Source organism: Nonomuraea sp. NPDC050404 (assembly GCF_040655495.1).
Lineage (GTDB): Bacteria > Actinomycetota > Actinomycetes > Streptosporangiales > Streptosporangiaceae > Nonomuraea.
Genome location: NZ_JBFAKB010000035.1, coordinates 31,320 through 43,183, shown reverse-complemented (window position 1 = coordinate 43,183; position 11,864 = coordinate 31,320). Strand labels below are relative to the sequence as shown.

The 11,864-nt window shown below is 68.3% G+C and carries 12 protein-coding genes and 1 pseudogene; 8 read left to right on the top strand and 5 right to left on the bottom strand.

The window, feature by feature from the left end:
• Positions 1-29 precede the first annotated feature (29 nt).
• The 3 genes from AB0I81_RS54425 to AB0I81_RS54415 all read right to left on the bottom strand — a co-directional run bounded on the left by AB0I81_RS54425 (position 30) and on the right by AB0I81_RS54415 (position 3,003).
• Positions 30-896: a carbohydrate ABC transporter permease gene (locus tag AB0I81_RS54425; protein WP_360676431.1), complete on the bottom strand. Its 867-nt coding sequence runs from the start codon at positions 894-896 to the stop codon at positions 30-32.
• On the bottom strand, positions 880-1,842 hold the full coding sequence (locus AB0I81_RS54420) for a sugar ABC transporter permease (protein ID WP_360676428.1): 963 nt from the start codon (positions 1,840-1,842) through the stop codon (positions 880-882). Before AB0I81_RS54420 ends, AB0I81_RS54425 begins: the two co-directional genes overlap by 17 nt.
• Before the next feature lie 207 nt (positions 1,843-2,049).
• Positions 2,050-3,003: a LacI family DNA-binding transcriptional regulator gene (locus AB0I81_RS54415; protein WP_360676426.1), complete on the bottom strand. Its 954-nt coding sequence runs from the start codon at positions 3,001-3,003 to the stop codon at positions 2,050-2,052.
• Positions 3,004-3,194: 191 nt separating this feature from the next.
• Between AB0I81_RS54415 and AB0I81_RS54410 the strand changes: the two genes are divergently transcribed.
• The 5 genes from AB0I81_RS54410 to AB0I81_RS54390 are packed head-to-tail and all read left to right on the top strand — an operon-like array spanning position 3,195 to position 8,535.
• On the top strand, positions 3,195-4,091 hold the full coding sequence (locus AB0I81_RS54410) for an NAD(P)-dependent oxidoreductase (RefSeq protein ID WP_360676423.1): 897 nt from the start codon (positions 3,195-3,197) through the stop codon (positions 4,089-4,091).
• Positions 4,088-4,960, top strand: coding sequence for a 5-dehydro-4-deoxyglucarate dehydratase (locus AB0I81_RS54405; RefSeq protein ID WP_360676420.1), 873 nt, complete (start codon positions 4,088-4,090; stop codon positions 4,958-4,960). Before AB0I81_RS54410 ends, AB0I81_RS54405 begins: the two co-directional genes overlap by 4 nt.
• Positions 4,957-6,009, top strand: a complete 1,053-nt coding sequence (locus tag AB0I81_RS54400) for a mandelate racemase/muconate lactonizing enzyme family protein (RefSeq protein ID WP_360676417.1) — start codon at positions 4,957-4,959, stop codon at positions 6,007-6,009. The genes AB0I81_RS54405 and AB0I81_RS54400 overlap by 4 nt, the downstream gene beginning before the upstream one ends.
• 33 nt (positions 6,010-6,042) lie before the next feature.
• The gene (locus AB0I81_RS54395; RefSeq protein WP_360676414.1) at positions 6,043-7,992 is read left to right on the top strand and encodes a DUF6807 family protein; all 1,950 of its coding nucleotides are present in this window, start codon (positions 6,043-6,045) and stop codon (positions 7,990-7,992) included.
• A gap of 3 nt (positions 7,993-7,995) precedes the next feature.
• Positions 7,996-8,535: a hypothetical protein gene (locus tag AB0I81_RS54390; RefSeq protein ID WP_360676411.1), complete on the top strand. Its 540-nt coding sequence runs from the start codon at positions 7,996-7,998 to the stop codon at positions 8,533-8,535.
• 189 nt (positions 8,536-8,724) lie between these two features.
• Here the strand turns inward: AB0I81_RS54390 and AB0I81_RS54385 are convergent, their stop codons facing one another.
• Positions 8,725-9,144 carry an ATP-binding protein gene (locus AB0I81_RS54385; protein ID WP_360676408.1) on the bottom strand — a complete coding sequence of 140 codons (420 nt, stop codon included), beginning with the start codon at positions 9,142-9,144 and terminating at the stop codon, positions 8,725-8,727.
• Positions 9,145-9,556: 412 nt separating this feature from the next.
• Here AB0I81_RS54385 and AB0I81_RS54380 point away from each other — a divergent pair, with 412 nt between their 5' ends.
• The 3 genes and pseudogenes from AB0I81_RS54380 to AB0I81_RS54370 all read left to right on the top strand — a co-directional run.
• Positions 9,557-10,411, top strand: coding sequence for a helix-turn-helix transcriptional regulator (locus AB0I81_RS54380; RefSeq protein WP_360676405.1), 855 nt, complete (start codon positions 9,557-9,559; stop codon positions 10,409-10,411).
• A 23-nt stretch (positions 10,412-10,434) separates the two neighbouring features.
• Positions 10,435-10,629, top strand: coding sequence for a DUF397 domain-containing protein (locus tag AB0I81_RS54375; protein ID WP_360676402.1), 195 nt, complete (start codon positions 10,435-10,437; stop codon positions 10,627-10,629).
• Between the two features lie 214 nt (positions 10,630-10,843).
• Positions 10,844-11,179, top strand: a pseudogene (locus AB0I81_RS54370) (ABC transporter ATP-binding protein); the annotation flags it as partial.
• On the opposite strand, the gene AB0I81_RS54365 reads toward AB0I81_RS54370, so the two are convergent.
• Positions 11,154-11,858, bottom strand: a complete 705-nt coding sequence (locus AB0I81_RS54365; protein WP_360676399.1) for a TetR family transcriptional regulator — start codon at positions 11,856-11,858, stop codon at positions 11,154-11,156. The pseudogene AB0I81_RS54370 and the gene AB0I81_RS54365 sit on opposite strands and share 26 nt — an antisense overlap.
• Positions 11,859-11,864 lie beyond the last annotated feature (6 nt).

Here is an 11,864-nt window from a genome sequence, read left to right as displayed (position 1 = left end):
TGGGTGTTCACTGTTGGGGGGTGGAGGAGTTACTTCAGACCCGTGGTGGCGACACCACGGATCAGGTATTTCTGGCCGGCCAGGAAAAACCCGAAGATAGGGCCGAGCGCGATGATCGACATGGCGAACATCGGACCCCACGACGAATCGCTACTGGCGTCCAGGAACGTGCGCAACGCTACCGTCACGGTGAAATTATCGGGGTTGTTGAGATAGAGGAGTTGGCTGAGGAAGTCGTTCCACGTCCAGATGAATGTGAAGATCGCGGTGGTGGCCAGCGCCGGCATGCACAGCGGCATGACGACCCGCATGAAGATTCGCCAGTAGCCCGCGCCGTCGATCTCCGCGGCCTCGTCCAGCTCACGGGGCAGCGTGCGGATGAACTGCACCATCAGGAAGATGAAGAACGCGTCGGTCGCCAGGATCTTCGGCAGGACCAGCGGCCAGATCGTGTTGATCAGGTCGAGCTCGGAGAACATGATGTACTGCGGCACGATCGTTACATGGTGCGGCAGCATGATCGTGCCGAGCATGATCGCGAACCAGAGCTTCTTCAGCGGGAAGTTCAGCCGGGCGAAGGCGTAGGCGGCCAGCGAGCAGGCCACCAGGTTGGCCACCACCGAGATGGCCGTGACCACCGCGGAGTTCCACAGGTAGTAACCGAAGGGGTGCTTGAGCGCGTACCAGCCCTCGGTGTAGTTCTCCAGGGTGACCTCGCTGGGCCACAGGCCCGGCTCCCGGAAGATGATCTCCTCCGGCTTGAGCGAGCTGGAGATCATCCAGAGCAGCGGATAGAGCATGACCAGGCCGAAGCCGATCAGCAGGATGTGCTTGGCCACCCGTCCGCCCCTGAACGGGCGGAACAGGACCGGGACCGGCCTACTTGGTGTCGCCATAGAAGACCCAATACTTGGAAGCGAGGAAGTTCACCCCGGTGAGCCCGGCGATGATGAGCAGCAGGACCCACGCCATCGCGGCGGCGTAGCCCATGTCGTAGTTCTTGAACCCCTGCAAGTAGAGGTAGAGCGTGTAGAAGAGGGTGGAGTCGGCGGGGCCGCCCTTTCCACCGCTGACGATGAACGCCTGCGTGAACGACTGGAACGACTTGATCAGCTCCAGCACCAGGTTGAAGAAGATGATCGGGGTCAGCAGCGGGATCGTGATCGACTTGAACTGCCGCCACTTGCCCGCGCCGTCCACCGAGGCCGCCTCGTAGTAGCTGGCGGGGATCTGGCGCAGGCCGGCCAGGAAGATGATCATCGGGGCGCCGAACGTCCACACGTGAAGCAGGATCAGCGTGCCCAGCGCGTAGTCCGGGTGGCCGACCCAGCCCTGTCCCTCGATGCCGAAGATCCCCAGCACCGCGTTGACCAGGCCGTCGGCGCCGAAGACCTTGCGCCACAGGATCGCGATCGCGACGCTGCCGCCCAGCAGGGAGGGCAGGTAGAAGACCGAGCGGTAGAACGACAGGCCGCGCAGCCCCCGGTCCAGCACCAGCGCCAGGAGCAGGGCGAAGGCGAGTTGCATCGGGACCGAGACGACCACGTAGATCGTGGTCACCTTCAGCGAGGCGATGAACCTCGGGTCCTCGGTGAACATCTTGACGTAGTTGTCGAAGCCGACCCACTTGGCCTCCTCCAGGAGGCTGTAGTCGGTGAACGACAGGTAGAGGGAGGCGAAGATCGGGCCGATCGTGATGACGAGCAGGCCGACGAACCAGGGCGCCAGGAAGAGGTAGGCGGCCCGCGCCTCCCGGCGGGACCGTTTCGTGGAACGGTGGCCGCCGCGTGCGGGGTCCGGCACCGCGCGCTTGGGTTTCACCGCCACCGAAACTTCAGTCATCACGGACCTTCCGGCGAGAACACTAATGGATAGCGCTTTCCTATAGCTGGCGGGAAAGTTACGTCAACCCTTTGCAGGCGTTACATCACCGTTACCGATATATCGGAACGACGTTTTCCCTGCTAACAAGCTCGCACCCAGAATAAGTCTGATGAGTTACGATCCGATTTAGTACAACCGTTTGCAGTCGAGGAGCTACGTAGCGAGCTATCGGGGAGCGGCCGTGGAGTCCCTGATGACCAGGCGCGTCTCCAGCGAGGTCGTGGCGCTGACCTCCTGGATGAGCAGATCGACCGCCAGCCGCCCGGCCGCGGCCGTCGGCATGGCGACGGTGGTGAGCTTGGGCCGGTTCAGCCGCCCGGGAACGATGTCGTCGATGCCCACCACGCTGACGTCCTGCGGCACGCTCAGCCCCAGGTCGGCGAGTCCTTCGATGAGCCCGATGGCCACCAGGTCGTTGTAGGCCAGCACGCCGGTCGCCCCGCAGTCGCGCACCCGGCGCGCCGCGGCGAACCCGCCGCGTTCCGTGGGCGCGTTGGGACCGATCACGACGAGCTCGACGCCCGGCACCTGCTCGGCGGCCGTACGAATCTCGGCGCTCGTCCACGACCCGGCCGGTCCGGTGATCAGCGCGACGCGGGTGTGCCCGAGCCCGGCCAGGTGCTCCACCGCCAGCCTGGCCCCGTGCCCGACGTCCATCAGCACGGTGGCCGCGCCGCGCAGCCGCCGGTTGATGACCACGAACGGCACCCGTTCCGCCAGCCGTTCCAGCGCCTTGTTGGAGGAGCGCGGGCTGCACAACACCACGCCGTCCACCTGCTTGGAGAAGGCCTGGATCAGCTCCTCCTCGGCGGCCGGCTCCTCGTCGGTGTCGGCCACGAACAGGTGGTAGTCGCGCTGCCTGGCCGCCGAGTGCGCCGCCTTGATCAGCGGCGGGAAGAACGGGTTGGCGATGTCGGCCACGATCAGGCCCAGGTTGTGGGTACGTCCCGTGGTGAGCGCCCTGGCCGCCCGGTTGGGCCGGTAACCCAGCTCCTCGGCCACCGTCAGCACCCGGGAGCGGGTGGCGGCGTTCACCATGTGCGGCGCGGAGAACGTCCGGGACACCGTCGAGACATGCACGCCGGAGGCCCTGGCCACATCACGAATCGTCACTGTCACGTCGCTCACCCTAACGCAACCGATTGCAGTACCCATGAGTAGGATGAAAGCGCTTGCCGCACAACCTCGTTGTGGAAGGCTCCAGGAACCCCCAGCTAGACGGGCGGTAACGAAATCACCTCTTGACGCCTCACCCTTCCGGACATGAAGGTTTAGTGCAACTGTTTGCAGTCTTGAAGGAGCCCCACACGGTGAGCAGAGTCCTCGTCACCGGAAGCGCAGGACGCCTCGGCCGCAGCGTGGTCAGCACGCTCGCGGCGGCCGGGCACGAGGTCATAGGCGTGGACCGCACGCCCGGCACCCCGCCGGAGGCGGCGGCCACGTTGCCGGCCGACCTCACCGACACGGGTGAGACCTTCGAGGTCCTGGCCAGGTTCAGACCCGAATCGGTGATCCACCTGGCCGCGATCGCGACCCCGTTCAGCTTCCCGGAATCGGTGATTTTCAAGGTCAACACGCAGCTCGCGTTCAACGTGTGCGAGGCGTCGGTGGCCCTGGGCGTGGGCGGCGTGGTGGTGGCCAGCAGCCCCACGGTCATGGGGTACGGCGCGCCCGGCGGCTGGACGCCGTCGTACCTGCCGATCGACGAGGAGCACCCGGTCCGGCCCTGGAACGCCTACAACCTGTCCAAGGTGGCGGCCGAGCAGACGATGCGGACGTTCGCCGTGGCCAGCGCCACGACCAGGTTCGCCGCCGTCCGGCCGTGCTTCGTGATCCCGCCGGAGGAGTGGGCGGGCGCGCCCACGCAGCAGGGCCACACGGTGCGCGAGCGGCTGGATCGGCCGGAGCTGGGCGGGGTGTCGCTGTTCAACTACATCGACTCCCGCGACGCCGCCGAGATGATCTCCGTGCTCAGCGAGGCGCTGCCCGAGTTGCCCAGCGGCGAGGTCTTCTTCGCCGGCGCGGCCGACGCGCTGGCCAGGAAGCCGCTGGCCGACCTGCTCCCCCAGGTCGTGCCCGGCACCGAGGCGCTCGCGGCGGGTCTCACCGGCACCTCTCCGGCCTTCTCGACGGCCAAGGCGAAGCGCCTGCTCGGCTGGCAGCCCACGCGTACCTGGCGTACCGAACTCAAGGATGTTGACGAATGAACCTCAGCGGTGTCCTGTTCTTCCCCGTGACCCCCTTCGGCGCCGACGGCGCGCTTGACGAGCAGGTGCTCGCCCGGCACATCCGGCAGGGCATGGAGCACGGCCCCGGCGGCGTCTTCGTGGCGTGCGGCACCGGGGAGTTCTCCGCCCTGTCGGAGGCCGAGCACGCGCGGGCGGTGCGGGTGGCGTCCGAGGCGGTGGGCGGCCGGGTGCCGCTGCTCGCCGGCGCGGGCGGGCCGCTCGGCGCGGCGCTGAGCCAGGCGCGGGCGGCGCGTGACGCGGGCGCCGACGGGCTGCTGCTCATGCCGCCGTACCTGGCGCAGGGCCCCGGGCACGGCTTCGAGGCGTACGTGCGGGCGGTGGCCGAGGTGCTGCCGGTGATCGTCTACCAGCGCGGCTCCGTGGTGCTCGAACCGGAGGCCGCCGTGGCGCTGGCCGGCATTCCCGGGGTGATCGGGCTCAAGGACGGCGTGGGCGACATCGACCGCATGCAGCGCACCGTGCTGGCCGTGCGGGAGGTCCACCCGGACTTCCTGTTCTTCAACGGGCTGCCGACGGCCGAGCTGACCATGCCCGCCTACCGGGGCATCGGCGTGGAGCTGTACTCCAGCGCGGTGTTCGCGTTCGCGCCGGAGATCGCCCTGGCCTACCTCAACGGCGACGAGCGGCTGCTGACGCAGTTCTACGCCCCGCTCGTCCGCCTGCGCGGCAAGGTGCCCGGCTACGCGGTCTCCCTGGTCAAGGCCGGTGTACGGCTGCGCGGCCTGGACGTGGGCGCCGTCCGCCCGCCGCTGGTGGAGGTGAGCGACGAGCACCTCGCCGAGCTGGAGACGCTGATCAAGCAGGGGCTCGGCCTGGTGACGTCATGACGGTCGCGGAGCTGCGTACCGAACTGCGCACCGCCCCGCTGCCCCGGCCGTGGGGCGCGGACGTGCCGTACAACCATGTGATCGTCACCCACGTCACGCTGGCCGACGGGCGCACCGGCACGGGGTTCTCGTGGACGCCGCAGATCGGCGCGCACGCCGTCAAGGCGCTGCTCGACCACGACCTGCGCGAGGCCGTGATCGGGCTGCCCGCGCACCCCGAGGTGGTGTGGGACCGGTTGTGGCGGCACCTGCGCGAGGCGGGTCCCGGCGGGATCACCACGGTCGCGCTGGCCGGCATCGACCTGGCGCTGTGGGACCTGCGCTGCGGCGGCGAGGCGCTGCCCGACGTGCTGGGCCGGCGGCGCGAGGAGGTGCCGGTCTACGGCAGCGGTGTCAACCTGCACTACCCCCTCGACGAGCTGGTGGCACAGGCGCGGCGCTGGGTGGCGGCCGGGTACCGGGGCGTCAAGATCAAGGTGGGCCGCCCGGACCTGGCCGAGGACGTGGCCAGGGTGGCGGCGGTCCGCGAGGTGATCGGCCCCGACCGGCTGCTCATGATCGACGCCAACCAGCGCTGGGACCTGCACAGGGCCCGGCGGGCGATCGCCGCCCTGCGCGAGTTCGACCTGCACTGGATCGAGGAGCCGCTGCCCGCCGACGACGTGGCCGCGCACGTGGAGCTGCGCCGCTCCATCGACGTGCCGGTCGCGGTCGGCGAGAACGTCTACACCACCTACGGCTTCCGCGACCTGCTGGCCGCCGGGGCGTGCGACGTGGTGCAGCCGAACGTGGTGCGGGTCGGCGGGATCACGCCGTTCCTGCGGATCGCGGAGCTGGCCAGGACGTACGACGTGCCGGTCTACCCGCATCTGCTGGGCGAGGTGTCGGGGCAACTCGCCCTGGCCCTGCCGCAGCCGGTCATGGCCGAGGACGTCGAGGACGCCTCCTTCGCCACGCTGGGGCTGCTGAAGCCGCCCTACCCGGTGGAGGTGGCCGACGGAGTGCTGCGGTCGGGCGGGCACGCCGGGCTCGGGCTGAGGTGGTCGTGATGTCGAGGTGCTTTTGATGTTGAGGTGGTTCTGATGGCCCCCGTCAAGGTTGTTCTGGCGGGCGGCCACGGTCACGGCGCCCACCACCTGGGCGTTCTGCGCGGGCTCACTACCCGTGGCCTGGTCGAGCTGGTCGGGGTCTGCGACCTGCGGCCGGTCGAGGTGGACTTCGGCGCCCCGCTGCAGTCGCCCGACCTGGGCGAGCTGATCGCGAAGACCGGCGCGGAGATCACGGTCATCTGCACGCCGATCAACACGCACGCCGACCTGGCGATCACCGCGTTGCGCGCCGGCTCGCACGTGCTGCTGGAGAAGCCGCCCGCGCCCAGCCCCGAGGAACAGCGCAGGATCGCCGAGGTGGTGGCCGAGACCGGGCTGGCCTGCCAGGTCGGGTTCCAGTCGCTCGGCTCGGCGGCCGTCCCGGCGCTGCGCGAGCTGATCGCGAGCGGGCGGCTCGGCCGGGTGCGGGGCATCGGCGGCTGGGGCGCCTGGCACCGCCCGGCTGCCTACTTCACCCGCGCCCCCTGGTCCGGCCGGCGTCGCCTGAACGGCGTGGACGTGATGGACGGCGCGCTGACGAACCCGTTCGCGCACGCCATCGCGACCGCGCTGGCCCTGGCCGACGGCCCGATCGCGGAGATCGAGACCGAGCTGTTCCATGCCCATGCGATCGAGTCGGACGACACCTCCTGCGTACGGGTGCGGCTGGCGGACGGCTTCACCATCACGATCGCCACCACGTTGTGCGCCCCGGCGCCGCCGCCGCCCGAGCCCGGCGTGGCCGTGCGTGGCGAGGGGCACCTGATCGTACGGGGTGAGCGGGGCGTGGCCACGCTGACGTACACGCATGACCGGCTCAAGGTGGAGCTGCCCGACGGCTCGGTCACCACGACCGTGCACGACCGGGTGAACCTGCTGGAGAACCTCATCGAGCACGTCCGCACGGGCGCGGAGCTGCTGGTGCCGCTGGCCCGCACCGAACGCTTCACGCAGGTGCTGGACGCGATCCGGCTGGCCCCCGAGCCGACGCCGATCCCCGAGCGGCACCAGGTCGTGGAGCGCGACGACGAGGGCGAGGTCGTGAGCCGGGTGCTGCCCGGCGTGGCCGAGCTGACCCGGCAAAGCGCGCTGGAGCTGGCGCTGTTCTCCGAGCTCGACGTCCCGTGGACGCGGGTGGAGCTGCTGGTGGCGGGCCGGGCGGTGGCCGCCTATGAGCTGCGGCCCGAGCTGCCCGTCACCGACTCGCCCCGCCCGTACCTGCATCGGGTACGCACCCTCGGCGGCGTCGAGGTCACCGAGGTCCGTCCCGAGGACCACGTGCACCACCTGGGTGTCGGGGTGGCGATCTCGGACCTGGGCGGGGCGAACTTCTGGGGCGGGCGCACGTACGTCAAGGACCGGGGGCCGACCTGGCTGGAGGACCACGGCACGCAGCGGCACGTGCGTTTCTCCCGGCTGGCCGACGGCGGCTTCACCGAGCACCTGGAGTGGGTCGGGCCCGGCGGCCTGATGGCGCGCGAGGAGCGTACCGTCACGGCCCGGCCGCTCGGGGAGCACTGGGCGCTGGACTTCGCGTTCACGCTCACGAACCTCACCGGCGCGCCGCTGAAGATCCAGAGCTCGGCCACCAAGGGCCGGGCGGGCGCGGGCTACGGCGGCTTCTTCTGGCGCGCGCCCGGGACCTCGGTCGATCGCGTCACCCTGCCCGGCGGCGAGGAGGCCGTGCACGGCAGCACGGACCCGTGGCTGGCCATGTCGGGCACCACCCCGGAGGGCCGGGACTGGACGCTGGTCTTCGCCCAGGCCGACGGCGACCCGTGGTTCGTGCGGGTGGCCGAATATCCGGGGGTGGGGCAGGCGCTGGCCTGGGACACGCCGCTGGTGGTCGACACGACGCTGACCAGGCGGGTCGTCACGGCGGTGATCGACGGCCGGCTGGATCTGGCCGCCGCGTCCGCCGTCGCGGGTGAGCTGCTGCGATAGCCCTTGAACAACGATGCCTATCCCAGGTTCTCCTGGCGCGATCTGAGCTGGCCCCGGATCCGGGACACCTTCGACGAGCGAAGACGCCTGCTGGCGTTGTTACGCTTCAGCCGCCCCCGTACGCTCGCCGCACTGTGCGTGACGGTGCTCGCGTCGATCACCGCGGCGCCGCTGACCGCGATCTTCGCCCGCCATCTGGTGGACGCGATGACCTCGGCACCGGCCGCGCTCCTGTGGCCGGTGGCGGGATTCGCCACCGCGATGCTGACCAGGCAGGCCGCCGAGGTCCTCGGACGGGCGCTGAAGGCGGCCCCCTCCGCAATCGCAGGTCCGACTCAGAACCGGCCCGCCATGCCAGGGGCGCTCTGGAACGATCCACGTGAGGTGATCGCTATGCAACGTAAGCGGCGCGATGTGAGCGTCAGAACATCGAGGCGGCATCCATCCCATCCTGCCGACCCGCCGACCCGCCGACCCGCCGACCCGAGGGCATCACCCCTGGCTCACTCAACGTCATCATCCTCGCCCGTAGTCCAGCCGTGACGGGTCAGGTGGATTTCGATACTCCGGCGTCCCCACGCGCTACTCCTCGCCGTCTCCCACGAGCCCCACCTCCTCAACAGGTCCCTCCGAGCCTCATCCCGAGCATGGTCCGAGACCCGCTGAAGCACCGCACGAGCCTCAGCCACAACTTGCTCCGCCCTCGCTTTCGATGATCCAGCCTGGAAGGCGTCATCGGACATGGGTCTCCTCCTTCGTCTCCACCGGTAGTTGCACCCAGACGCCAGTCCGTCCCCAGTTGTATCGGCGAAACCCCCACATTCCCGCCAGGGCATCGACCAGGTCCAGCCCTCGCCCAGACTCCTTGCCGTCCACCGGCTCGCAGGGAAATGGCACCGTCGGGGACCCCTCATCGATCACCTCGACACCGATCAGCCCGTCCGCGACCTGTGCAAGCCGGATCTCGACCCGGCCGCCCGGCCGCCCCGACCTCGTGTGCTTGACGGCGTTCGCAACCAACTCGCTGACCACCAACAACACATCCCCGGCGCTGCAGCCCGCCCCTGCTAGGACTGCTCGCACGCAGTGACGCGCCACTGGCACTGACGTCGCCACCCCTGGCAGCCGGAAGCGGCCCAGTTCCCGCCCCATCACAGGAACATCACTGCGCGGCGAATTCGCTCCACAGCGCCCAGGGCTTCGACGTCCACCTGGCACCAGGGCCAAGGCCCCCATGTATAGGTCCAAACTCCATTCCGCATGACAGCGCGGACCCTTAGCCCAGGCAGCGCGATAGTAACTCGCCGAAGATCGAATTGCGGAGCTAGACCCAAGCTGCCCAGCTCTTGATCCAGATGCGTAAGGTGACCAAGTCGTTGCCGGTCGGAGTCGGTGATGGGCATGATAAACCTCCGGAAGAGCACCATTGATTGCGCGCTGCATCCGCATTTCCGGAGCGGTCAGCGCCTTGAAGTCCTACACTCGGAAAAATACCGTAAGAGAAACGCTCCTAGCAGCGTTCCAGCGGAAAATTACCAGAGAGTATGGCTTGGGAGTCATAAGCGTGTCACTAGAGACGAGCCCCACCGTGCGCCGACGCCGACTTGCGTCTGAACTGCGACGACTCAGAACTGAACGTCAGATGTCTATGCAAATTGTGGCAGAGCGTATGGAAATGGCCACCGCGACAATCAGTCGCATCGAAACGGGGCGTCGAAGCATCAGGCTCCGCGATCTGCGTGCGCTCCTTGACATCTACGAGATTGATGGGGCAGAACGGGAATCTCTACTCAATCTCGCACGAGAGGCGCAGGAGAAAGGATGGTGGCAAAAGTACGCAAATGTACTGCCCGGCGAATACTCCACCTTCATCGGGCTAGAAGCGGAAGCACGGCTGATCCGGCACTACAACCAGAGCCTGGTTCCAGGACTGCTGCAAACCGAGGCATATGCACGCGCGGTCACTGTAGCCACTCGCCCTGGAGAGTCTTCGGAAGAGATCGACCGACTCGTCTCGATCAGGCTGAAGCGTCAAGAGCGCCTGGATGATAACTCGTTCGAGCTGGCAGTTATCCTCAGCGAGACCGTTATCCGCCAGAGCATCGGCCCGACGGCGCTGATGGCCGATCAACTCCGCTGGCTAGTGCAAGCCAGCGAGCGCAGCAATGTCATGTTGCAGATCCTGCCGCTTCGCGCAGGAGAGCACGGAGCATTGACTGGATCGTTCAGCATTGTAGGGTTTCCCACCCCCAGCGACATGGATGTCGTTTATCTGGAAAACATGATCAGCGCCGTGTACTTGGAGGAGGCCCAGGAAGTCAGATCCTACGAAGGCGTGTTCGACTATCTGCGGGCCGCCGCCCTGAGCCCCAACGATTCCAGGGCTATGCTGGTGGAGGTTCTGGAAGATCTTGGGTAGAACACTGATGAAGGGAGCGAACGATGCGAGAGCCGGACGAATGGGTCAAGAGTTCTTATAGTGGCGGCAATGGCGATTGTTTCGAGCTGGGCAGGAGCGGCGAATTGATCGCAGTACGCGACTCCAAGGACCCTGATGGCGCAAGGCTGTACTTCACCCGTGCAGAGTGGAACGCCTTCCGCAAGGGGCTCGTGGATGGCGAGTTCGACTCGCTCTGAGCGATGAACACTCTGCTCAAACACACTCAAGTGCGCCTACAGCACCGTAATCCCTGCACCCGCTGCTCAATTTTCCGAGGCAGGCTAGCGGGAGCAGGGAAAGAAGTGGCCCGGCGTTGCTGCCTGCTCGGGCAAAGCCCTCCTCAGCGGCGCTGCCCGATCTCCTGCCCCACTTTGCGTAACTAAATGTCACAATCCGAAGGCGGGGAAGTCCACCCTGATCAAGCTGCTCACCGGAGTGCACCGGCCCACGTCCGGCACGATCCTGGTGGACGGCGTGGACCTGCGTGACCTGGACCCGGCCGCCTGGGCGGGCGTGTGCACCGGCACCCTCCAGGACTTCCTCAAGCTCCAGACCCCGCTGTCGGAATCGGTGGGCGCGGGCGACCTGCCCGGGATCGGGGACACCGGCCGGATCGAGCGGGCGCTGGCGCGATCGGGCGCGGACGGCATCGTGCGGCTCCTCCCCGACAGCCTGCGCACCCAACTCGGGCGGACCTTCGGCGAGTTCCCGGCCGGCGCGATCAGGATTGTCCGGGAGGCTCGTTGACCGGTTCGGCGCGGTCAGGTCGTTCGGGGGGCTCGCCGACCGGTTTGTTCGCCGTCGCGCGCAGGAGTCGCAGCGCCCCTCGTGACAGGGCCGTCAGGATGTCGGCGGCCTCGTCCAGGTCGGGGTAGCGCCCCTCCAGATGGCCCATCGCCAGCGCGTTGGTGGCCGCGTTGATCCCGTCGGCGATCATCTCCAGCCGCCGCCTGTCCCGCTCGTTGTCGGCCGTGTAACCGAGCGCGGCCAGGTCGGCGGCGTGGTGGTCGCGGTAGGCCGCCGCCGTCTCCGTCGCGAACTCGCGCAGTGAGGAGGCGGGGTCGTGCCGCGCCCTGAGCTGGATGCGCAGCAGTTCGGGGTGGCGGCAGACCGACTCCAGGGGGATGCGGAACGTCTCGCGGTGCAGGTCGAGGTCGCCGGGGGATTCGCGGGCCTTGCGCCGCGCCTCCCGCATCGAGGCGCGCAGCCGTTCGCCGCCCTCCTCCGCCAGCACCAGCAGCAACTCCCCCATGTCCTTGAAGTGCACGTAGAAGCTGGACTGCGCGATCCCGGCGGCCTTGGCGACCTTGACCGTGCTCAGCCCCGCCTCGCCCTCCTCGTCCAGGATCGCCAGGGCCGCGCGGATGAGCTTGCGTCTGGTCAGGTCCTTGGCCTCGCTCCTGCTGAGCGGCGGCGTGCTCGTCATCGATCC